Annotated in this window: 17 protein-coding genes and 2 tRNA genes; 16 read left to right on the top strand and 3 right to left on the bottom strand. The window is 66.2% G+C overall.

The window, feature by feature from the left end; genetic code table 11:
• The first annotated feature begins 18 nt into the window (after positions 1-18).
• The 15 genes from RO07_RS23025 (at position 19) to RO07_RS22955 (ending at position 18721) form a co-directional block, all read left to right on the top strand.
• Positions 19-1002, top strand: a complete 984-nt coding sequence (locus tag RO07_RS23025; RefSeq protein ID WP_084072769.1) for a PDR/VanB family oxidoreductase — start codon at positions 19-21, stop codon at positions 1000-1002.
• 51 nt (positions 1003-1053) lie between these two features.
• Positions 1054-2520 (top strand): aldehyde dehydrogenase family protein, encoded by a 1467-nt coding sequence (locus tag RO07_RS23020; protein ID WP_052266830.1) that lies wholly within the window; start codon positions 1054-1056, stop codon positions 2518-2520.
• Positions 2521-2552: 32 nt separating this feature from the next.
• Positions 2553-3332 carry an HD domain-containing protein gene (locus RO07_RS23015; protein ID WP_218026554.1) on the top strand — a complete coding sequence of 260 codons (780 nt, stop codon included), beginning with the start codon at positions 2553-2555 and terminating at the stop codon, positions 3330-3332.
• A 78-nt stretch (positions 3333-3410) separates the two neighbouring features.
• Positions 3411-3486 (top strand) — tRNA-Ala (locus RO07_RS23010).
• 17 nt (positions 3487-3503) lie between these two features.
• Positions 3504-3579: transfer RNA gene (locus RO07_RS23005), tRNA-Glu, on the top strand.
• Between the two features lie 819 nt (positions 3580-4398).
• Complete coding sequence (gene wecB, locus RO07_RS23000; RefSeq protein WP_039406154.1) at positions 4399-5559, top strand: non-hydrolyzing UDP-N-acetylglucosamine 2-epimerase; 1161 nt, start codon at positions 4399-4401, stop codon at positions 5557-5559.
• Positions 5560-5665: 106 nt separating this feature from the next.
• On the top strand, positions 5666-7981 hold the full coding sequence (locus RO07_RS22995; RefSeq protein WP_237171329.1) for a cellulose biosynthesis cyclic di-GMP-binding regulatory protein BcsB: 2316 nt from the start codon (positions 5666-5668) through the stop codon (positions 7979-7981).
• Positions 7982-8000: 19 nt separating this feature from the next.
• Positions 8001-9698, top strand: a complete 1698-nt coding sequence (locus tag RO07_RS22990) for a glycosyl transferase family protein (protein WP_052266829.1) — start codon at positions 8001-8003, stop codon at positions 9696-9698.
• Positions 9695-12442 carry an NfrA family protein gene (locus RO07_RS22985; RefSeq protein WP_039406153.1) on the top strand — a complete coding sequence of 916 codons (2748 nt, stop codon included), beginning with the start codon at positions 9695-9697 and terminating at the stop codon, positions 12440-12442. Before RO07_RS22990 ends, RO07_RS22985 begins: the two co-directional genes overlap by 4 nt.
• A gap of 50 nt (positions 12443-12492) precedes the next feature.
• A complete protein-coding gene (locus RO07_RS22980) occupies positions 12493-13515 on the top strand; it encodes an alginate O-acetyltransferase AlgX-related protein (protein WP_052266828.1) in 1023 nt (340 codons plus the stop codon).
• Positions 13516-13519: 4 nt separating this feature from the next.
• Positions 13520-14620 (top strand): alginate O-acetyltransferase AlgX-related protein, encoded by a 1101-nt coding sequence (locus tag RO07_RS22975; protein ID WP_039406152.1) that lies wholly within the window; start codon positions 13520-13522, stop codon positions 14618-14620.
• Positions 14621-14686: 66 nt separating this feature from the next.
• A complete protein-coding gene (locus RO07_RS22970; RefSeq protein ID WP_039406150.1) occupies positions 14687-16264 on the top strand; it encodes an MBOAT family O-acyltransferase in 1578 nt (525 codons plus the stop codon).
• Between the two features lie 27 nt (positions 16265-16291).
• Positions 16292-16531 carry an acyl carrier protein gene (locus tag RO07_RS22965; RefSeq protein WP_039406149.1) on the top strand — a complete coding sequence of 80 codons (240 nt, stop codon included), beginning with the start codon at positions 16292-16294 and terminating at the stop codon, positions 16529-16531.
• Positions 16532-16562: 31 nt separating this feature from the next.
• On the top strand, positions 16563-18044 hold the full coding sequence (locus RO07_RS22960) for an AMP-binding protein (protein ID WP_039406148.1): 1482 nt from the start codon (positions 16563-16565) through the stop codon (positions 18042-18044).
• 2 nt (positions 18045-18046) lie between these two features.
• Positions 18047-18721, top strand: coding sequence for an alginate O-acetyltransferase AlgF (locus tag RO07_RS22955; protein ID WP_039406147.1), 675 nt, complete (start codon positions 18047-18049; stop codon positions 18719-18721).
• A 58-nt stretch (positions 18722-18779) separates the two neighbouring features.
• Here the strand turns inward: RO07_RS22955 and RO07_RS22950 are convergent, their stop codons facing one another.
• Entirely contained in the window at positions 18780-19853 is a 1074-nt protein-coding gene (locus tag RO07_RS22950; protein ID WP_237171328.1) for a DUF4434 domain-containing protein, read from the bottom strand.
• On the opposite strand from RO07_RS22950, the gene RO07_RS22945 reads away from it, so the two are divergent.
• Positions 19852-20076, top strand: coding sequence for a hypothetical protein (locus RO07_RS22945; protein ID WP_039406146.1), 225 nt, complete (start codon positions 19852-19854; stop codon positions 20074-20076). The two genes, RO07_RS22950 and RO07_RS22945, sit on opposite strands and share 2 nt — an antisense overlap.
• A gap of 60 nt (positions 20077-20136) precedes the next feature.
• Here the strand turns inward: RO07_RS22945 and RO07_RS22940 are convergent, their stop codons facing one another.
• Positions 20137-21276 carry an acyltransferase family protein gene (locus RO07_RS22940; RefSeq protein ID WP_052266826.1) on the bottom strand — a complete coding sequence of 380 codons (1140 nt, stop codon included), beginning with the start codon at positions 21274-21276 and terminating at the stop codon, positions 20137-20139.
• A gap of 14 nt (positions 21277-21290) precedes the next feature.
• Positions 21291-22262, bottom strand: coding sequence for a DUF6492 family protein (locus RO07_RS22935; RefSeq protein WP_039406145.1), 972 nt, complete (start codon positions 22260-22262; stop codon positions 21291-21293).
• Positions 22263-22280: the final 18 nt, after the last annotated feature.

The raw sequence follows: 22280 nt of genomic DNA, 5'->3' as shown, positions 1-22280 counted from the left end.
ACCGACGCACGAAGCCTCATGAACCTGTCCGACTTCACCGACACGCTGATCGTCAACGTCGCGCGGCGCGAGCAGCACACGGCTGCCATTGCCGTGTTCGAGCTGCGCGCGCCCGACGACGGCACGCTGCCGCCCTTCACCGCGGGGGCTCACATCGAGCTGTTCCTGCGCCACGGGTTGTCGCGATGCTATTCGCTGCTCAACGACCCGGCGGAGCGGCATCGCTACGTCATCGGCGTGAACCGCGATGCGGCGAGCCGGGGCGGTTCCGCGTTCGTTCACGAGCACCTGCGCGAAGGCGCGACGCTGAAGATCGGCACGCCGCGCAATCACTTCCCGCTCGACGAAGCGGCGGCGGGGGTGGGCCATACCGTGCTCGTCGCCGGCGGCATCGGCGTCACGCCGTTGCTGTCGATGGCCGCCCGCCTCGAAGCACTGCGGCGCCCCTGGACGCTGCACTACTGCGCGCGCAATCGCGAGAGCGCTGCCTTCGTGGATCGGCTTGAGGGCGGTGACTTCTCGTACGGGCGCGTCGAGTGGCACTTCGACCATGCGCCGGGCCAGGGGGCGCTCGACCTCGGCCGTCTCGTGGACGAGGCGCCCGCGGGCACGCACCTGTATTGCTGCGGGCCTGCGCCGATGTTGAAAGCGTTCGAAGCGCAGGTGGCGCGCCGCGCGGACTGTCACGGTCACGTCGAGTATTTCGGCGGCGCCGGCGCGCCGGAAGGTTCCGCCGGGCAATACGAGGTGGTGCTGGCGCGCAGCGACAGGATCGTCGTGGTCAGGCCGGGCCAGACGATGCTCGACGCGTTGCTCGACGCCGGCGTGGACGCCCCGTATTCTTGTCGCGAAGGCGTTTGCGGGACGTGCGAAGTCGCCGTGCTCGAAGGCACGCCGGAGCATCGCGATCTCGTGTTGAGCCAGGACGAGCGGGCCGGCGGCCGCACCGTCATGATCTGCTGCTCCGGTTGCAAGGGCGACCGGCTGGTGCTGGATTTGTAGCAACGCCTATCACTATCAATGCGTCCGGCACAGGACGCTGGAGGAGACGACATGCAAAGCGGTTTCACCCATACCATCGACGGTCGCGGCGAGCCGAGCGACGCCTCGTTCGAGGTCATCAACCCGGGCACGGGCGCACCGTTTGCCGCGTGCCCGGATGCGTCGCGCGAGCAATTGGACCGCGCCGTGGCCGCGGCGCGTCGTGCGTTCGGCAGTTGGCGCGAGACGACGACGGCCGAGCGACGCGAACGCCTGCGCGGTTTCGCGCAGGCGCTCAAGGCGCGCAGCAACGAGATCGCCACGCTGCTCACCCGCGAGCAGGGCAAGCCGTTCGCCCGAGCGCACGACGAACTCAATCGCGCATTTGCCAATCTGGAGGGGCTGCTCGCCATCGAGTTGAAGCCCGAACTGTTGCGCGACAACGAACGCGGCCACGTCGAACTGCAATACCACCCGCTCGGCGTGGTCGGCGCGATCACGCCGTGGAACGTGCCGGTGCTGCTTGCGTTGCCGAAGATCACGCAGTCGCTCTACACGGGCAACACCCTCGTGCTAAAGCCGTCGCCCTACACGCCGCTCACGACACTGCTGATCGGCGAGATCGCGCGCGAGCACTTCCCGCCGGGGGTGGTGAACGTCGTCGCCGGGGGCAACGATCTCGGCGCGTGGATGACCGAGCATCCCGGCATCGACAAGATTTCATTTACCGGCTCGGTCGCGACCGGCAAGCGCGTCATGGCCAGCGCGGCCGGCACGCTCAAGCGCGTGACGCTGGAGCTCGGCGGCAACGACGCGGCCATCGTGCTCGATGACATCGACGTCAAGGCCCTGGCGCCGCGCCTGTTCTGGGCGTGCTTCGGCAACAGCGGCCAGATCTGCATGGCGATCAAGCGGCTTTACGTGCATGAGAAGGTCTACGACGCGGTGTGCGACGCGCTCGTCGAGATCGCGCGCAAGGTGAAGGTCGGCGAGGGCTTCGAGGACGGCGTGCTCATGGGGCCGGTGCAGAACCGCATGCAGTACGAACGCGTGCTGGAGCTGATCGAGGACACGCGCCGTCAGAACGCGCGCATCCTGTGTGGCGGCGAAGCCCTGCCGCGCCCGGGCTACTTCATCGCGCCGACCATCGTCGCCGACATCGCCGAGGGCACGCGACTCGTGGACGAGGAGCCGTTCGGTCCGGTGCTGCCGGTGATCCGGTTCAGCGACGTGGACGACGTCGTGCGCCGCGCCAACGACACGCGCTTCGGGCTGTCGGGTTCGGTCTGGAGCGCCGATCCGGCGCGTGCGCGCGCGATCGCGCAGCGGCTTGAAGTGGGCACGGCCTGGATCAATCACCACGTCGGCGTGGAGTACGACGTGCCGTTCGGCGGCACGAAGGAGTCGGGCATCGGCCGGGAATACGGCGCGCAAGGCCTGAAGCATTACACCGAGACGCGCGCCGTGAGCGTGCCTGTGCTGCCGCCGATGGGACCGATGGGGCCTGCCGCCACGCTCGCCGGCGCCCCGCGGCGCTGAGCGCCGTCTGCACGATTCGTTCAGGAGAGGACATGTCCACCACGAATGCGCCGGGGCATCCCGGCATGAGCCTGTCGGCGCGCGCCGACGCGCTGGAACACCGGATGATCGAGGAGCTCGACCGCAAGATCGTGCGCTCGGTGCTGTTCACGTCCGGCGATCGCGATCCGACCGCACCGATCATGCCGCCGTCCGGCGGCAAGCCCGATCCCCGGCATTTCCTGATGGGCGACGATCCGCGCCTGCGGAAGATGCCGGAGCGCCCCACGCTGCTCGACTTCTTCCGCCACCGTTTCGCGCCGGCGAACCATCTGCTGCAAAGCGCCACACATGCGCTCAAGGCCGGGCACGACGAGAAGACGATCCTCGCCTGCCTGCTGCACGACATCAGCGTGTCCGGCTTCATTCGCGCCGACCACGGCTACTGGGGCGCGCAACTGATCGCGCCATACGTCGACGAAGAGGTCAGCTGGGCGATCCGCTATCACCAGGCGTTGCGCTTCTTCCCGGACGCCTCGGTCGGTTACGACTATCCCGAGGCGTACATCCGCTACTTCGGCGCGGACTACGCGCCGGAGGACTACGTCAAGGCCGACTGGGAGTACGCGCGCAACCACAAGTGGTACATGACGAGTCGGCTCATCACGCTCAACGACATCTATTCGTTCGATCCGAACGCGCAGGTGAGCTGGGACCCGTTCATCGACATCATCGGCCGCCATTTCAAGCAGCCGAAGGAAGGGTTGGGATTCGACGGCTCGCCCTCGGCGCACATGTGGCGCACGATCATCTGGCCGACGAAATTCCTGTGATGGCCGCGGCGGGCCCGCGCCGCCAGAAAGCGGTTGCCCGCCGCTGTCAAACACGCTATAGTCACGCCTCTTCGCGCGGGGGGTATAGCTCAGCTGGGAGAGCGCTTGCATGGCATGCAAGAGGTCAGCGGTTCGATCCCGCTTACCTCCACCAAACGAATGACGGTTTCCGTCCCCTTCGTCTAGAGGCCTAGGACATCACCCTTTCACGGTGAGTACAGGGGTTCGAATCCCCTAGGGGACGCCATCACAACGGCATCGGTGTGACATCGACACATCGCGGCCGGCCGGCGTCGGATTCGGCAAAACGCACAAAAACGCACGCAAAACGCACACAAAGGCCGGATGTCTTCACGACATCCGGCCTTTTGCGTTTACCTTCCGGGTCAGGCCTCGATTCGCCGGTTGGCGCCGCCGACCGGAATTCTCACGCGATGCGAAGCCACTTTCGCGATCACGGCCCACCTGCGCACACAAAATGTCGTGGATGTGACAGCCATCCACGATGGCATTCCCATCGACTCGCGCCGCACGACGCAACGCTGCGGAACTACATCGTTCGCATGATGCGATGCCATTCTGACAAGATCCCCCTCTTTCGCCGCTGAAGCGTTGCAGCTCAAGACTTCCGCGCATTCCGAACCTTCTTCCCCGGGGCGCTTCCCTCGACGCCGCGCAGGCCGAGCCCACGATTTCATCGGCTTTTCGTTGTTGTTCGTACGCCACAATGTTCCTTTCGTCCCCCCTGGGGGGACTGTATGGGGACGGTGGGTCTATACCATTCGCCCAACCTAGTTTGTGCTGCCACGAAAAAACGCGTGATTTGCAGCGAAGAATGAGGTGGCAAGAGGGGGTAGTTCGATCCCGACCTCGTCGGTCGGTATCGTCAGTGGGTCTTCGTCGCGCAGACGACCGATGTCAATATATCGGATACCGACACAATAGTCGGAGCGTCGCTGCAGCCATTCCGTCCTCATGTCTGAGCCAGCCCCTGTCCGATGTCCCGGGGCGAGATAAGCCTGCGCGCCCGTATGGCGCGAGCAGACGCCGTTCAGAAGAAATAACGATGAAAGTTCTGTCAATCTTCGGCACGCGCCCCGAAGCGATCAAGATGGCGCCCCTCGTGACCGCGCTCGACCGTGAGCCGGGCATCGACAGTGTGGTTTGCGTGACCGGCCAGCATCGCCAGATGCTCGACCAAGTCATGTCGCTCTTCGGGCTGACGGCCAGGTACGACCTCGAAGTCATGGTGCCCAACCAGACGCTCAACGGGCTGTTCTCGCGCGCCATTGCCCGCGTGGACGCCGTGCTCGAAGAAGAGAAGCCCGACTACGTGCTGGTGCACGGCGATACGAGCACTGCGTCGGCGTGCGCGCTCGCCGCGTTCCACCGCCGCATTCCGATCGGGCACGTGGAGGCGGGCTTGCGCACGGGCGACCTGGGTAAGCCGTTCCCGGAAGAAATGAACCGTCGCGTGGTCGACGCCGTGGGCGACTGGCTGTTCGCGCCGACGGCCACGTCCCGCGAGAACCTGCTGCGCGAAAACCTGCAGGGCCGCATCGCCGTGACCGGCAACACCGTGATCGACGCGCTGGCCACGCTCACCGCGCGCCTGCGCGACGATTCGCCGCTCGCGCGCGGCGTCGCCGCACGCTATCCGTGGCTCGACAGCTCGCGCCGCATGGTGCTCGTGACGGGGCACCGTCGCGAGAGCTTCGGCGACGGCTTTCGCAACATCTGCGCCGCGCTCTCGGATCTGGCGCGCTGCGACGACATCCAGATCGTCTACCCGGTGCACCTGAATCCGGCCGTGCGCGAAGTTGTGATGACCGAGCTGTCCGGCTTCAGTAACGTGCACCTCATCGATCCGCTCGATTACGTCGATTTCGTGTGGTTCATGCAGCGCGCCTACGTCATCCTCACCGACTCCGGCGGCGTGCAGGAAGAGGCGCCGTATCTCGGCAAGCCGGTGCTGGTCATGCGCGATGTGACCGAACGTCCGGAAGCCGTTGCCGCCGGGACGGTGGCGCTCGTCGGCGCGAATCGCGAGCGTATCGTGGCGGGCGTGTCGCGCCTGCTCGACGACCTCGCGTATCACACGTCGTTCTCGCGCCGCCTCAATCCGTACGGTGACGGTCATGCCTCGCAACGCATCGTCGACGCCCTGTGCGGGCGCACGGTCAGCGAATTCGATCCGGACGCCGCCGCGCTCGGCCATGCACTCTGACCCGATGCCGGAGCGATTCACGATGACTGTCCTGTCCACCCTGCCGATGTCAACCCACTCTGACCCGATCGCTCGTGCGAGCGACGCGCCTACTCACGGAACCACCATGCCGCTGCCCAACCTGTTGCCTGCGACGTCCGCCCCGCGCGGTCGCAAGGCCCACGACATGCTGTCCAGAACATCATCCCTGCTGCCGCGGTCGCCGCTGTGCCGCACGCGTCTGGTCGCCGCCGGCGCTTTCTCCACCTTCGCCGCCTTCGCCGCGCTCGGCGCTTTCGCGCCGGCCCTCTCGCACGCCAGCTCGCTCGGCGACGGCGTGCGTGCGCTCGGCGCTGGTACGAACCTGCAGCGCAGCATCGCGCTGGCGGATCTGGGCATCACGGCGCCGATCGTGCTGTCGGGCGACGCGAGCCAGGATTTCTATCTGCCGGTGCCCAAGGGTCTGCCGCTTGCCGACGCGTCGATCGCGTTCGACGGCCGCTATCTGAAGGGCGAACGTGGCGCGGCGTCGGTGGTGCTGTCCATCGACGGCCAGCCGATGACGTCGCAGTCGCTGCCCGACGGCGACGGTCCGTTGCAGCGCAATCTCTCCGTCTCGCCGCGTGCGCGCGATTCGGGCTTCGTGCGCTTCTCGGTGAACTGGCACTCGCGCACGGGCGACTACCGCTGCGAGCCGGACCGCTCGCTGGCCAATTCGGTGACGATCACGCCGCAGACACGCCTGACGTATCGCATCGATCAGAAGTCGGTGTCGAGCCTTGACGACGCGTGGGGCACGCTGCCCGGCGCACCGTCGCTGCTCGTGGCTTCGAAGACGCTCGGTCAGGACGCGTTCGACAGCGCCTGGCGAATCGGCGTGGCGCTGGAGCGCAGCGGCAAGCGCGTGGTCGTGCGCGCGCTGCCGGCCGTGGGCGACGTCGTCGATACGCGCGGTATCAATGTGCCGGCGGGCCTCGCCGGCGTGCCGGCATTCGCCGCGCTGCGCGACAACAGCGCGACGCACAAGCTGGCCAACGACGCCGAACTCGGCGCGCTGCTGGCCGTGAACGCCGCATCGGTAAGCGGCGACGTCGTGGTGGCCGATGCGGCCATGCGCGCGCGTCTGGCCGCCGCCTTCGACGCGCTCCAAGGTCAGCTCGCTTCCGACGCGGACGCCGCCGAGGCGTTCAAGACCTGGCGCGCCCAACGCGCACCGCTGGCCAACGACGCACTCGCCGCCAAGCAGATCCGTCTGCTGTCGATGGGCAACCAGTCGGTGATCGCCGTGGCGGGAGACGCCGGGGCGCAGGCCGCCGGTCTTTTCGACAACTCGCTGCGCCGCCTGCTGCTCTCGAACAACATCACCGCGCCGATCGCGCGTACGCCGGACATCGCCGACAAGCAGGTCGTACGCCTGTCGAGCCTGGGCGGCTCGTCGGACAGCTTCGACGTGCTCGCCCGCGGCGACTGGACGGTGAGCTTCCCGCTGGGCGCGGTTGCCTCCGACGGTCGCATGCCGGGTGAGATTTCGCTGTACCTGTCGGCAGCGCCCGGCCCGGCGGCGTCCAAGCCGGTGGCGACGGTGTTCTGGAACGGCATTCTCCTCGCGGCGAAGCAACTCGACGCGAACGGCCGCCCCGAGCAGCTCAAGGCCCGCGTGCCGGGCTATGTTCTCGGCGTGAACAATACGCTGCGCGTGTCGGTGCAGCGCCAACCGTACTCGGCGAACTGCGATGAGATTCCGCAGGCCTATCCGGTCAATGTCCTGCCGGCGGCGAGCTACATCCGCCCGGGCAAGGCCGAGCCGGACGGCACGTTCGTCGGCTTGCTGCCGCTCATGGCCGGCAACCCGCAGCTCATCGTGCCGGATCGCTACCTCCAGGACGCCCCCGCGAACATCCGTCGCGTGATCGGCATTGCGGCCGCGAGCGGTCTGGCCCCGTCGCGCACCGAACTCACGGTTGCCGCCGGTGGCAAGAGCGTGAAGCCGTCCAAACCCTTCGTGGCGATGGAAGTGTCGGTCGATGGCGCCAAGCCGACGGTGAGCGTGTCCGATCGCAAGCGTCTGGAGATCGGCGGCAAGGACGCCAAGTGGCTCGACATCACCGGGCTGAATAACCTGTCGACGGCGGAAGTCGTGCGCGGTGGCGGCGAAGACGGCCTGCTGTGGTACGCCGTCGGCGAGTCGAAAGCGGACGTCGGCGAGCCGTTCCTGCTCAATCGCGGCAATCTCGCGATCATCGGACCGGCCGGCCCCGTCGCCTGGATCGACAGCAGCAATCCGGACGCCAGCCAGCCGCCGGGCGCGGGGGAGAGTGCGTTCTACGAATGGCGCCGCTACGTGTCGTGGGGCGTGCCGGCGATCGCCATCGCGTTGCTGGTGATGCTGCTGGTGCTCGTGCTGGCGCTGCGCGCCGGACGCAAGAAGCAGAGCGGTCATTGAGCGGCCGGGGCGTGACGCCGTGATCTCCTCGCTCTACTGGCCCTATCTGGTGGCCGACTACTATCACGTGCTGGAAGTGGCCAGCGCGGTGGTCGGTCTCATCATCCTGCTCTCGGCCATCGACGATCTCTTCGTCGATGGCTGGTACTGGGGACGCCAGCTCTATCGCGCGCTGTTCATCAAGCGCCGCTATACGCCGTTGCAGGCGTCGCAGTTGCGCGCCGTGCGCGAACAGCCGCTGGCGATCATGGTGCCCGCCTGGCTGGAGTACGACGTGATCGCCGCCATGCTGGAGAGCATGGTCGGCACGCTCGAGTACAAGAACTACATGATCTTCGTCGGCACCTATCGCAACGACGAGAAGACCAAGACCGAAGTCGAGCGCATGCGTCGCCGCTATCGCCAGTTGGTCCGCGTGGAAGTGCCGCACGACGGGCCGACCTGCAAGGCGGACTGTCTGAACTGGATCGTGCAGGCCATCTTCAAGCAGAACCAGCAGCAGGCCGAACCGTTCGCCGGCGTGATCCTTCACGACAGCGAGGACGTGCTTCACCCGCTCGAGCTCAAGTACTACAACTATCTGTTGCCGCGCATCGACTTTATCCAACTGCCGGTGACTTCGCTCGAGCGAGAGTGGTACGAACTCGTGGCGGGCACCTACATGGACGAGTTCGCCGAATGGCACACCAAGGATCTGGTGGTGCGCGAGAGCCTGTCGAAGATGGTGCCCTCGGCCGGCGTGGGGACGTGTTTCTCTCGCCGCGCGCTCGAAGAACTGGCCGCCGAGACGAACAACCAGCCGTTCAACACCGACACGCTGACCGAGGACTACGACATCGGCGCGCGGCTCGCGCGCAAGGGCATGAAGCAGATCTTCGGCAAGTTCCCGGTCGAGTACGTGATCAAACGTTCGGGCCTGTTCGGCTTCGGCAAGGAAAAGGTCTCGACGATCCGCATGCCGCTGGGCATTCGGGAGTATTTCCCGAACACCTTCAAGACCGCCTATCGGCAGAAGGCGCGCTGGACTCTGGGCATTGGCCTGCAGGGCTGGATACAGGTCGGATGGGCGGGCTCGCTCGCGACGAAGTACCTGCTGTTTCGCGACCGCAAGGGGCTGGCGACGTCGTTCGTCGCCATCATCGCCTATGTGCTGCTGGTGAACTTCGTGCTGTTCCTGTTCGCCGATCGCATGGGCTGGTGGACGACCTATTACCCGTCGCTCTTCCCGCCGAACGGCTGGGTCATGACGCTCATGGGCGTGAACGCCGTGGCGCTGGCGCTGCGGGTCCTGCAGCGCAGCATCTTCGTCTATCACATGTACGGTTGGGAGCACGCATTGCTCGCCGCGCCGCGCATGGTGATCGGCAACTTCATCAACGCGATGGCGGCCGCGCGCGCGTGGCGCCTGTTCATCGTGCACCTGGTGACGGGCAAGCGCCTGGTGTGGGACAAGACGATGCACGACTTCCCGTCGACCGATCAGCTCACGCAACAGCGTCAGCGTCTGGGCGAGCTGCTGCTGTCGTGGCAGGCTATCGACGAGAGCAAACTCTCCTTCGCACTGCAGACGCAGGAGCGCGAGAAGCGCCCGCTCGGCGAAATCCTGATGCAAATGGGCTGGCTCGACGAAGCCACGCTGCACGAAGCCATTTCGTTTCAACAGGGTGTGCCTGTGCCGGCATTGCAGCCCAACGATTCTCCTTCCGTCGCGACATGATGCCGCCCTTCCGTACGCTCCTTCTCGTCACGGCCATGGCCTGCTGCTGGCCCGCCGCACAGGCGACGGCCCAGACCCAGCCGCGCGCGGCGCGGCCCACCGGCGACGCGCCGCTTTCCGGACAGGCGTGGAAGTTCGCCGACCAGGCCTACAAGCACTACCAGGCAGGGCGCTTCGCGCAGGCGGCCAGCGCGGCCGCGTCCGCCGTGCGCCTGCGCCCGGACGTGCTGCGTCTGCGCATGCTGCTGGTGTACTCGCTGCAGCGTGCGGGCAAGCTCGACGAGGCCCGCAAGGCCGTCGAGGACGCCATCAAGTACGGCCTGGATTCGCCCGCGTTGCGCGACGCGAGCACGAACCTCAGCCAGGCGCAGGCGGGCGGACCGCCGCCGACGGAAGCCTTCCGTCGTGGTTTTCCGATCGCCACGCAGGCTTATTCGGAAGCCAACGCGCAACAATACGCGGAATCCGCCGCGCATGCGGAGCAGGCCTTCCGCATCGACCCGACGCAAGGCGCATGGGCGCTGCTGTGGATCGCCGGGCTTGAAGCGCAGGAAAAATTCGAGGAGGGCGTGGCGGCTGCCAACACGGCGATCTCGCTGGGCGCGCCCAACACCTCGGACCTGAAGGCGCGCATCCAGGTGCTGCGCGCGCGCATGGCGATCGAGCCGGCAAGCCAGGGCTACCAGGCGATCATCGACAACAAGCCGAACGACGCGATTCCGTTCGCGCGCGAAGCGGTGCGGCTCGCGCCCGACGACGACAGCTACCGCTTGCTGTTGATCTCGGCGCTGATGCTCGACCAGCAACTGCCCGAGGCGGAAGATGCGGCGACGGACGCGATCAAGCAGAACGACGAGAACACCGTGGCGCTGGAGATGCGTGGGTATCTGCGCCAGTTGCAGGGCAAGAAGTCGCTGGCCGACGCCGACTTCGACGAAGCGCTCAAGCAGGACTGGCTCGACGAGGGCCAGCAGCGCAACGTGCGTCTGATCGCCGTCGATGCGGCGCTCGCCGGCGGCGATCACGCGCGCGCGCTCGCACTGCTCGCCCCGCTGGCCGAAAAGGACGGCAAGGAAGCCAAGGACGATCTCGTGAAGAAGCGCCTGAAGCTGGCGCGCGCCGGCAAGCGTCCGCCGACGGTGCTCACGCAGGTCAATTTCCCCGCGCCGATCCAGGATCCGCGCGAGACGCCTTACGGCACGGTCTACGAATTGCTGCCGTACGACACGGTCGGGTATGGCGGCCCGTCGGCGCAAGCCTATGCGGCGTACGACCGCGAGGACTACCAGGAAGCGATCAAGCAGGCGCGCCGTGCGGTCGAGCTGGAGCCGAAGAGTCCGATCTACCAGAGCCTGCTGACGTCGGCGCTGGCTGCCGGCAACGCGGCGCAAGCCAAGGAAGCGGGCGAGCGCATCGAGAAGGCGCTCGCCGAGAAACCGAACGATCCCGATCTGCTGGTGCAGCGCGGCTACCTGCGCCAACGGCTCGACGAGCCGGCGCTGGCGGTCGAGGATTTCCGCGCCGCTCGCGCGACCGGCAAGGCGCCGCCGGACATCGTTCTGGCCGAGGGCTATGCACTGGCCGCCGCCGGAAAGAAGGACGAGGCCGAAACGACGTTCCGCAACGCCATCGACGAGTACGACGCGAAGCGCCTGCCGCTCACGCCCGAACAGCTGTACGACACGCGCGGCGCGATCGCGGACGTATCGCGGCAGTGGGGGGCAACGGTGTCGGTCGGCTATCGCGGGGCGAGGCCCGCCGGTGGCGCGCTCGGCGGCGCGGCGATCTCGGTGCCCGGCAACGCCGTGTTCAGCACCGCCGAAGTGTTCTGGCGGCCGCGCGGCTGGCTGAACGCCAACAATCGCGCCTTCGAAGCCTACGCCCAAGTGTCGAACACGCTGTACGACGGCGGCGGACGCACGCTCGCGCAAACCGGCCTCGATCCCTGCAGTCAGGCGCCGATCAACATCGACCCGACGTCCAACCGCGGGATTGCCGGCATTCCGACGACGCAGGGCATCCTCGGCGTGCGCTTCACGCCGTCCACCGAGCTCGGCCTGACCTTCGGCATCGAGCGCCTGTTCAACCTGGGCACCGCGACCCGCACGGGCACGTTCCAGCCCAAGCGCCAGGATCTGCAGTGCGCGCTCAACCAGCGCAACGAGACGGGCAACTACCGCTCCAACGCCGGCAACGGCGGCTGGCAGGCGTACATGACCTATGGCTACTACATCGGCAGCGAGCTGCGCATGGACCAGCCGAGCTGGTTCACGCTCGAGAGCTACGTGCAGGCCGGCTACGCGTGGCAGGACATGCCGTCCGATCTCTGGACGACGGACAACACCACCGGCGCCACGAATACCCGCACCTCCGGCAAGGTCAAGCGTCGCCAGTACTTCGCCGCCTTCGAAGTGCGGGCGGGCGAGAGCTTCCGCATGGATCAGATCAGCGAGCACCTCGTGCTCTATCCGTACGCGGTTCTTGGCGGCGACTGGCTCAAGACCGCCGATCGGGTGGAGGGGCTGCCGATCTCCGGCGTGGACAACTACGAGCTGCTCGGCAACGCGTCGTCGTGGTCGCTGGGGGCCGGTGTCGGCTTCAACGTCCGCTACTACTTCCGTTCGGACCACTACAATACGGCGCGCTCCTATGTGGACTTCGCCACGCAGTACCGCTTCAACGTCGGCGGCGGGCAGGCGGATCGCGCGAAGGGGCTGTTCCTGACCTTCACGCTGTCGTACTGAGCGCGGACATGACGCGTGACACGTTTTCATCGATATCGAGGAGTTGCAGCATGACCCCGTTTGCTTCCGAAACCCATGCATCGCGTGGCATTCATCGCGACATTCGCCGCGGTCTCGTGCGCTGCCTGACGGCGTGCGCGCTGACGCTCGCCATGGGCGCCGCGCAGGCGCAGGACGCGTCGACGCTGATCATTCGCGGCAAGGACAACTGGCTCTTCCCGGGCTGGGGCAGTCTCACGCAGGTCGACACGCGCGGCATCGACGCGAACACGGCGCTGGTTCGCGAGGCGCGCGATGCGCTCGCCGCGAAGAACATCAAGCTCGAAGTGCTGCTGCTGCCCGACAAGTCGCTGTTCTATCAGGACAAGCTGCCGGACGGCAAAGTGATGAGCCCCGAGGTCAAGGCGCGCTACAAGACGATCCTCGGCAAGCTCCAGGCGGCAGACATCAGCACGTTCGACGACGAGGTGATCCTGCGTCGCATCAAGGACAGTGGCCAGGACGTGTACTACCGCACCGACCAGCACTGGACGCAGGTCGCCGCCGACGCCACCGCGCAAGCCACCGCCGACATGATTCGCAAGGACGTGCCCACGCTCTCCGGCAAGCCGGGTACCGGCATGCCGCTGGGCGGCATGGTCAACGACCGCCGCTACGGCGATCTGGCGGACCTGTTCCTGACTGCCGACGAGCGCAAGAAGATCGGCCGGGAGATTTTCACCGTGCGCCGTCCGTCGGAAGGGCAGGATCTGCTCGACGACGCCCCCGCCCCCGTTCACATCACCGGGCACAGCATGATGCAGCCGTACTTCGGTTTCCCGCAGAAGCTGTCGAACCTGCTCGACCGTCCGGTCTCGGTGAACTGGAAGCCGGGGAACGTCGGCCAGTGGGTGATGTTGCTCGAATACCTCGAGTCGCCGGCGTTCAAGCAAACCAAGCCGCAGGTGCTCGTCTGGCAGATCTTCGAGCCTGCGTATTCGCAAGGCCCGGACGCCGCCGGTCTGTGGGACAACGCCTCGATCATGACGCCGGACGTCTGGCGCAAGCGCCTGAAGACCGCACTGGGAAATTGACGACGTGCCGGATATCAATTCTCCTCAACCGCCATCGCACCGCCTGACGGCCGTCGTCATGGCGGTGCTGCTCGCCTGCGGCCTCGCATGGGGCCTGTGGACGCTCGCGCACGCACGGCTCGAGCGCGATCAGGTGAGCCTGCAGGCCTGGCTCGACGGCACGGAGGGGGCGGCGCTGAACAAGTCGCTGCGGCTGCCCGGCCAGGCCACGGTCGAGACGTGGAACGCCGCCGTGCGCTACCGCGTGCTGGGCGACGTCGGCGAACAGGTCGCCATGGGCTGCCCGCAATGGATGTTCTATCGCGATGGCATGCGGCCGCGGCCCGGCACGGCGCGCACCGTGTTCGAGGATCGTCTGCGCCTCATGCATTACTGGCTCGGTCAGGTGCGTGCGCAGGGCGTGAACGTCATGGTGGTCGCGGTGCCGGACAAGGCGCGCATCGAGGCCGCGCACCTGTGCGGGCGACAAGTGTCGGCCGAGATGCTTGCCCGCATGGATGTCGTGAAGTCGTCGCTGCATCGCGAGGGCGTACCGTTCGTCGATTTGCGCGATACGCTCGCGGATCGCGACCGTCCGATGTTCTTCCGCACGGACGTGCACATGAATGCCGAAGGGGCCAAGGCCGCCGCCACCACGGTGGCGCAGACGGGACTCGCGTTGCTGCCTGGCAAAGGCCCGCAGGCGTTCGACGTGGGCCAGCCCGCCGCACCGCAGCCGCGCGTGGGGGATCTGCTCACGCTGTCGGGACTGGCCGATGCGCCCGACGGCTGGCGTCCACGCCCCGATCTGGCGGCGGCGCAGCACATCGCGCCGGAGCGCAGCGGTGGCTTGCTCGACGATACGCCGCCGGTCGAGGTGATGCTCGCCGGCAGTTCGCACGGCCGCCGGAGCAATTTTGCGGAATGGCTCGGCGTCGACCTGGGACGCGAGGTCTGGAACATGAGCATGGACGGTGGCGACTTCGCCGGTGCGCTTACCGTGGCGCTCAAGCAGCGTGCGCAGTGGCCCCGGAGTCTGAAGCTGGTGATCTGGGAGTTCTCGGAGAACGCGCTGTCGCTGCCGTTGAGCGACGACGAGAAGGCCGTGCTGGCCCGATTGCCCTGACGTACCGACGCGCCAACACGCCACGTCCGCCGACAAGAAACGACACGACAAGACACGCGACACCCGATGCTGTTCAACTCATATCTCTTCCTGCTGCTGTTCCTGCCGGTGGCGCTCGCCGGGCACTACCTCAGCGGCGCCATCAATCTGCGGCTGGCCGCTTTCTGGCTGTGCCTGACGTCGTTCGTGTTCTACGGCTGGTGGAACCCGCAATTCGTGGTGTTGCTCGCGATTTCCATCGCGTTCAACTATCTCGTGAGCCAGGGCGTGCTGCGCTATGCGGGACGCGCGCGCCTGCAGAACGCGATCGTCGCCGTCGGCGTGGGCGTCGATCTCGTCGTGCTGTTTCACTACAAGTACTTCGCGGCGCTGCTCGGATTCCTGCACGATCTGGGGCTCACGCACTCGAGCGTCGACACGCTGGTGCTGCCGCTCGGCATCTCGTTCTTCACGTTCACGCAGATCGGCTTTCTGCTCGACTGCCGCGCCGGGCTGGTCAAGGAGCGCAGCTTGCTGAGCTACGTGCTGTTCGTCACCTTCTTCCCGCATCTGATCGCGGGGCCGATCCTGCATCACAAGGAAATGATGCCGCAGTTCGCGCAGCGGGAGAATTACCGCTTCAAGGCGGAGAATCTCTCGATCGGCGGCATCCTGTTCGTGATCGGTCTGGCGAAGAAGGTGCTGCTGGCCGACGCGATGGCGCCGTACGCCGACGCCGGCTTCGCCGCGCCGGGCGATCTGCAGTTCTGGGCCGCGTGGGGCACCAGCCTGAGCTACGCGCTGCAGGTGTACTTCGATTTCTCGGGCTACTCCGATATGGCGTTGGGCCTCGCGAAGATGTTCGGCATTCGCTTCCCGCTGAACTTCAACTCGCCGTACAAGGCCACCAGCGTCATCGATTTCTGGGCGCGCTGGCACATCACGCTCACACGCTATCTGACGTCCTATCTGTTCTATCCGGTGACGATGGCCATTTCGCGGCGCCGCAGCGCACGCGGTCTGCCGGTCGGCTCGGAAGGCGCGCGTACCCCGTCGGGTTTCCTGGGTGCCATCGTCGTGCCGACGGTCTTCACGATGGGCCTGGCCGGCGTATGGCACGGGGCAGGCTTCCAGTTTCTCGTGTTCGGGCTGCTGCACGCGGCGTACCTGTCCGTCAATCATGGCTGGCGCATCTTCGTGATCGGGCGTCGGCCGGCCACGCACAAGCCCAAGTGGTTCGCGCATGTGGCTTCGGTGGCGCTGACGTTCGTCGCGGTGCTCGTCGCACAGGCGTTCTTTCGCGCCAACGGCGTGCATGACGCGTTGGCGCTGCTCGGCGGCATGACAGGGGTGCACGGCTTCGAGGCGTGGCCATCGTTCGGCTATCTGGCCGGCGCCGGTTTCGGCGATGGGTGGCGCTTGCTGATCGGGCATCATCTGCAGCTCGTGTATGTGGTGGTGCTGCTCGGCATCGTCTGGTTCACACCGAACGCACACCAGATGATGGGACGCTATTCGCCCGCGCTGTTCAAGGTTCAGGAAGCCGCCCAGCGTTTCATGCGCTGGCAGCCCAACACGGCGTGGCTGTCGGTTACGCTCGCGCTGTTGTTCCTTTGCCTGGTGAATCTTCACAAGGAAACTCGTTTCCTCTATTTCCAATTCTGATTGCGGATCGTTCGCGGGAGTCGTTTCATGAACCTCAATGACATCGAAAGCAAGGTCGCCGAGATCGTCGGCAACATCGTTCTCACCCAGGTCGAGCCCGACACGCTGCTGATCGACTCGGGACTGGTCGACTCGCTGTCGGCCGTCGATGTGGTGCTTGCCGTGGAGCGGGAGTTCGGCGTGAAGGTGCCGCCGTCGGAAATCGACGTCTATCTCGTGTCGGTGAGCACGCTCGCCGCCTTCATCGCCGAACAGAAGGGCGCCTGAGCGCCGGCCGCCGAGTCGGAGGGCTTCGACCATGTATTTCGATTTCGATCGTCTGGCATTCGCCGACATCACGCACGTGCCCGACGCACCCGCCGTCGTCGACGCGAACGGCACGCTCACCTGGGCGCAACTGCACGCCGCGACGGACCGATGGATGGCGCAGGCCACGGCCGCGGGCGCGCTGTCCGACGTGCCGCTCGTCATCTCCGGCCACAAGGAGTCGGCGTTTCTCGTCGCGATCCTCGGCTGCCTGCGTCTGGGTGTGCCGTTCGTGCCGGTGGACGTGATCAACCCGGCGCAGCGCATCACGCGCATCGGTGAACTGGTGCAGGCGGCCTTGCGTTACGACGCACAGGCCGACGCTTTCGTGCCGACGGGCCAACCGGGGGCCGAGCTGACCGAGCGCGGACTCGCCTACATCATGTTCACCTCGGGTAGCACCGGCGACCCGAAGGGGGTGCAGATCGGCCGCGAGAGCGTGGCGCTGTTCGCCGGATGGGTTCGCGACGACGTGAAGCCGGGCCCTGCGCCGGCGTTCATGGACCAGATGCTGTTCAGTTTCGACTTCTCGCTGTTCAACTGGGCAGGCGCATTGGCCACCGGCGGTTGTTGCGTGCTGTGTCCGCGCGAGATCATTGCCGAGCGCGACGCCTTTGCCGCCTATCTCGCCGCGACGCACGTGAACGTGTGGGCTTCCACGCCGTCGTTCGTGCGTCAGCAGTTGCTGGACCCGGCGTTCGATCACGCACATCTGCCGGATCTGCGCATGTTCGTGTTCGGCGCCGAATCGCTCACGCCGACGGTCGCGGAGGCCCTGTGGCAGCGCTTCCCGGACGTGCGCATCGTCAACTCCTACGGACCGACCGAGGCGACGTGCTCCACGACGTGGGTCGAGATCGATCCGGTACTGCGCGCGGCGGCGCCGTTGCCGTTTCCGATCGGGCGCGCCAAGCCGTACGCCGAAGTGTTCATCGACGACGGCGAAATCTGCATGGCGGGCGACCACGTCATGCGCGGCTACCTGAACCGTCCGGATCTGAACGCCACGCGTCTGTTCGAGCGCAACGGCAAACGCGCCTACCGCAGCGGCGATCTCGGCGAGATCGATGCGCAGGGACTGGTGACGTTCCGGGGTCGCCGCGACGATCAGATCAAGATGCACGGCTATCGCATCGAGCTCGCGGAAGTCGATGCGTCGCTTGCGACGTTGCCAGGCATTCGCGCAGGCGCGGCGGTGGCGTTGCGGCGTCCCGACGGCGCGATCGTGCGCATGATCGGTTTCGTCGAACCGGAGACGAGCGGGCCCCCGGGCCTGCATGCCGTGCCGCAAGGGTTGTCCGACTGGAAGACGCTGCTCGGTCGGCGTCTGCCGCCGTACATGATTCCGTCCGAACTGCTCGTGTGTCACGGTTTTCCGACCACGAACAGCGACAAGGCGGACCGAAAGCAATTGGAACGAATGTACCTGGAGACGCGTACGCGTCCGGGCACGACAGGAAAAGCGGAGTCGTAAGCATGAGAACGTGGCGAAATCTGGCATTCGTACTGGCGCTGAGCGCTGCCGGGACGGACGTGGCGAACGCGGAAGGGATCTTCTCGCGGCTGTATGCCGCGCGCCCGCCGGCGGGCTCCTCGTTTGTGCGCGTGGTCAATCCGGGCACCGCGCCGATGCGCGCGCAGGTCGCGGGCGGTCCCGCACAAACGCTCTCGGGCGAGAAGGTGGCGAGCACGTACGCCATCGTGAAGGGCAACGAAACGTTTCCGATCGTCATCGACGGCAAGCCGGCGGGTTCGGTGCAGGTCGCGCCCGACACGTTCAATACGCTGGTGCCGCGACGTGATGGAGGCAAGGTGGCGTTCACCGTGCTCGCCGACACGGGCGGTACGCAGGACGGTCTCAAGGCGGAATTGCGCTTCTACAACCTGAGCGCCAAGTGCGCGGCGGGCCAGTTGAGCGTGAGCCCGTCCGGTCCGACGCTCTTCGACGGCGTGGCGCAGGGCGTATCGGTGGCGCGCGCCATCAATCCGGTCAAGGCGACGCTGGTCTCGGCGTGCGGGACGGTCGCGACGAAGACGTTGGCGCTGCCTGCGCTCGAGCCGGGCGACCACTACAGCCTGTTCCTCGTAGGCACGGACGCGGCGCCCGTGCTGCGCGGTCAACTGAGCGCGACGGATCCGTATCAGCGATAAGGGCCGCGATGGCGGCAGCAGGTCCGCCCCGCGCCGTCGCGCGGACCGGACGGGCGGGTCAGGACAGGGCCGCCCGCCATTCGCGCAGCAGCGCTTTCGATTCCGGGGTGTCGTCGAGCGCCCATGGATCGATGGCGAACGCGACGAGCCGCGTCGCACCGTAGTTGCGCGCGATCTCCCATTGGCGCTTCACACGGGAGAAGGTCGCGGCTTTCGCGTTGAAGTCGGTGCCGTCGTTTTTCTCGGAGGGTAGCTCTTCGAAGAGTTCGATCACGAGATCGAACGGCGCGCCTCGCGAGCGCAGCATGTCGTGCAGCGGGGCGAGCGAATCGTAGTTCGACAGGCCCGCGACGCCAACGCCATCCTGGATCATCGGATGCAGGGCGACGCGGTCGAGCAGCGTACGCCACAAGCCCGCGAGCGTGCCGGTGGTCGGCAGCCGGCTGTAGTAGGTGGAGATGGTCGGCGTCTGCCCGCTCGTGGCGACGGCCACGGCCGACATGCTGCCGAGCCACGCCGCGAGTTTGTCCTGCCGCGCGGGCAGGGCCCAGTCGTATTGTTCCAGTTCGTAGGGGAAGTACCAGCCGCGAAACGCACGGTGCCGGGGCCACGCGGCCTTCTGCATGTAGCGCGCCACGCGCTGCCCCGTGCGTTGCAGGTAGGCGTCGAGCGGGGCCTCGTCGGTGGTGCCGATAGCGGTCCACCAGCGTTCGTCGTAGGGCAGGCCCAGGTGCACGCCCATGCCAAGAGCGGCGCTTTCGTCGAGCAGCGTGCGGATCAGCGAATCGGGGGCCATCCAGGTCTTGTCCGGCTCGCCGTCGATGCCGACCCATTGCACGAAAATCTCCTTGCAGCCCAGCGCATGCGTGGTGACGAGCCGCTCGCGCCATTGCTTGCGCGTCCATTCCAGATGGCTGAGCCACAGCTGCACGAAGCTGCCGCCGATCTCGGGCGGCGGCGTACAGGCGGCAAGCGGCAGGCACGCAGCCAGCGCAGCCGCCTGCAGCAGCCGGCGGCGCGTCGGCGAGCGAGGGGACACTCCCGGTACAATGGCGCTTTTCCGCGCGATTTCCGCGCTGTACAGCACGTCGTCCCCTGCGTCGCAGTGCCCGTGTTGCCGCGAATTCATCATGAGCAAACTCGCCCTCACTCTCAAGTTCAAGTGCACGAAGTGCGCCAAGCCCGTCACGCTCTATCTGCAGAAGACCTCCGCCTGCTCGCACATCACGCCCTATCAGGGGTGGTGCAAATGCGGTCAACTGATGCGTCACGCGACGGGCGACAAGGAGGCGGTGGCGTCGTTCGTCGACTCGATGGACCCGCTCTGGTCGCATCGCCACCATCACCAGCATTGATCGGCAAAACACGCATCGTGCCTGCGATGCGTCCCCGGTCCGTCCCCCATCGGTACGCCGTCAATTGGCCGTCTTGACGGGCGCTCGCCCACCCAGCCAGGCCATGCGACGGCGGACGAGCGTCTGGGCCGGCGCTTCGAACCCGCGATAAACCAGACGGGCCAGTACGAACACCACCACCAGATAAGCCGCCAGGAACCACGCGTTCATGGCCACCGACGCACTGTCGATGCCCCATTGCCGCAGGACGATCACGGTCGTGAGCTGCAGCGGAAAGTGGATCAGATAGCTGGAGTAGGTCGTGTTGCCCAGATTGACGATGGGCACCGCCAGCCGCTCCGGAATCCAGGGATCGACGACCTGCAGCAGCACGATCGACACCGGCGCGATGACGGTCGCCGCCAGATACTTCGTGCCGCCGAAGACCGCGCAGAATCCGATCAAGCCCGCGTACACCGCGCAGCACAGCACGATCGTTGCCAGACGGTGCGTCTCGATCCACTCGCGCAGCCGTTGGTACAGCAGGTGCACGGCTCCACCCATGAAGAAATAGAAGGCGCAGAAGACGATGTTCGACTCGCTGCCCTTGATCTGATGATGGATCAACCATCCGCCCGCGGCCGCGGCCAGCCCCATGAGACCTAGTGTCGCGATCAGGCCGATGCGGAAAAACCGCGCCAGCAGGAAGAACGCCACGTAAATGACGATTTCCGTCGACACGCTCCACACCGGCCCGTTGAACGAGTCGGTATAGGGCGTAAGCCAGCCCGAGGCGAAGATCAGGTTGACGAAGAAGTCGTACGGCGTGTTGTACGGATACACGAAAAACGCGTGATTCCCGCGCACGTAATACGACTGCAGCAGCGCGACGGCGATCAGCGTGACGATATGCAGCGGGTAGAGCCGCGAGAAGCGGTTCAGGAAAAACAGGCCGCCCGATACGGTGCGCGCCGCGATCCTGTCCAGATACCGGTTGAAGAAGATGAATCCGGAGATCGTCCAGAAGACGTTGACGCCAAGCCAGCCGAAGTCATAGAACGGATGCAGCCAGCCGTAGAGCGGCTCGGCGCTGCGCACGACATCGATCGATGCCGTCGCCGGGCGGAAGAAGAAATGCTGGTAATGCCAGATGAGCACGGCAAATGCGCTCAGGAACCGCAGAATTTCGATGCCGACCAGCTTGTCACGGCGACTGCCCATTGCCCTGATTCCCCTTACCCTCGCAGCTTGCGCAGCATCTTGAGCCCGCGGCGCACTACGGCGGAATACAGCTCGGCCCCCTTGAGCACGGGGTCGACATGTCGCTCATAGGGCTGAATCGTGATCGGGAAGTAGGGCGAGAGCTTGGTCACCACCTGGTCGAGCGGAATCTTCGTATTGCTTTGCACGACCGCGAAGAGCCCGTCGCTGTCCGGCGCGAAGTAGTGCGCGGCGTCCCACTCCTGCATCTTCTCGGCGAACCACACGCTCTCGCTCGCATGCAGCGTGCGTTGCGGCGGCACGGCCTGCGCGTGATGGCGATCCAGCAGTCCTTCGTGCTCGGCGTTGAGCCAGTACAGCGTGTATTCGGTCCAGTCCACGGCGTAGTTGGCGAGCAGCACCCGCTTCCAGTCGGTGCCGTGCACCGCTTCCAGGCGCTTTTGCAGCGACAGGCAGAGCGAGCGCGACAGCGTGGCGGGCGTCCACCAGACGCCGTCGCGCTCCAGATGCGGCTCGACGTCGAGCAGTTTCGCCGACGCCTCCCAGTAGTACGGCTCGACGCTGCGCCCTTTCAGGTGCGTGATCGCGCGGCCGTCGACGATGAGGGAGTTCACGTCGAACGGGTGCGTGGCGAAGCAGTCGGGGTCGAAGATCAGGAAGTACTCGGTCTCGATCCACTCCGGCGCATTGATCTTGATGATCTGCTGGCGATGCCAGTTGCGAATCTGGTGGCGCTGCGAGAACTCGGCGAACACGCCCATGTATTGCGATTCGTCGATCACTTCGATGGGGAAGTCCGACCAGGCCTTTGCATAGCCCCTGACTTCGTCCACCTCGTCGTGCGGCACGATGATCACGAAACGATGGAACAGGTCCGGCGTCGTGAAGTGGCGCAGCGACGAGAACAGGATGTCGCACCGACCGATGTTGTCGGCGTAGTGACGCCCCCGGGTCTTGATCGGCAGGATCGCGCTGATTTGTTGCATGGTCGGCAGGCCGGTCCG

It is taken from the genome of Pandoraea pulmonicola (assembly GCF_000815105.2).
GTDB classification, from domain to species: domain Bacteria; phylum Pseudomonadota; class Gammaproteobacteria; order Burkholderiales; family Burkholderiaceae; genus Pandoraea; species Pandoraea pulmonicola.
This window is presented reverse-complemented; position numbering and strand designations above follow the sequence as displayed.

Bases quoted from the DNA above. Each gene is read 5' to 3' on its own strand.
- RO07_RS22970 (WP_039406150.1), top strand. From the start codon at position 14,687: ATGCTGTTCAACTCATATCTCTTCCTGCTGCTGTTCCTGCCGGTGGCG.
- RO07_RS23020 (WP_052266830.1), top strand. From the start codon at position 1,054: ATGCAAAGCGGTTTCACCCATACCATCGACGGTCGCGGCGAGCCGAGC.
- RO07_RS22935 (WP_039406145.1), bottom strand. From the start codon at position 22,262: ATGCAACAAATCAGCGCGATCCTGCCGATCAAGACCCGGGGGCGTCAC.
- RO07_RS23015 (WP_218026554.1), top strand. From the start codon at position 2,553: ATGTCCACCACGAATGCGCCGGGGCATCCCGGCATGAGCCTGTCGGCG.
- RO07_RS22965 (WP_039406149.1), top strand. From the start codon at position 16,292: ATGAACCTCAATGACATCGAAAGCAAGGTCGCCGAGATCGTCGGCAAC.
- RO07_RS22980 (WP_052266828.1), top strand. From the start codon at position 12,493: ATGACCCCGTTTGCTTCCGAAACCCATGCATCGCGTGGCATTCATCGC.
- RO07_RS22995 (WP_237171329.1), top strand. From the start codon at position 5,666: ATGCCGCTGCCCAACCTGTTGCCTGCGACGTCCGCCCCGCGCGGTCGC.
- RO07_RS22955 (WP_039406147.1), top strand. From the start codon at position 18,047: ATGAGAACGTGGCGAAATCTGGCATTCGTACTGGCGCTGAGCGCTGCC.
- RO07_RS22960 (WP_039406148.1), top strand. From the start codon at position 16,563: ATGTATTTCGATTTCGATCGTCTGGCATTCGCCGACATCACGCACGTG.
- wecB (WP_039406154.1), top strand. From the start codon at position 4,399: ATGAAAGTTCTGTCAATCTTCGGCACGCGCCCCGAAGCGATCAAGATG.
- RO07_RS23025 (WP_084072769.1), top strand. From the start codon at position 19: ATGAACCTGTCCGACTTCACCGACACGCTGATCGTCAACGTCGCGCGG.
- RO07_RS22985 (WP_039406153.1), top strand. From the start codon at position 9,695: ATGATGCCGCCCTTCCGTACGCTCCTTCTCGTCACGGCCATGGCCTGC.
- RO07_RS22945 (WP_039406146.1), top strand. From the start codon at position 19,852: ATGAGCAAACTCGCCCTCACTCTCAAGTTCAAGTGCACGAAGTGCGCC.
- RO07_RS22940 (WP_052266826.1), bottom strand. From the start codon at position 21,276: ATGGGCAGTCGCCGTGACAAGCTGGTCGGCATCGAAATTCTGCGGTTC.
- RO07_RS22950 (WP_237171328.1), bottom strand. From the start codon at position 19,853: ATGATGAATTCGCGGCAACACGGGCACTGCGACGCAGGGGACGACGTG.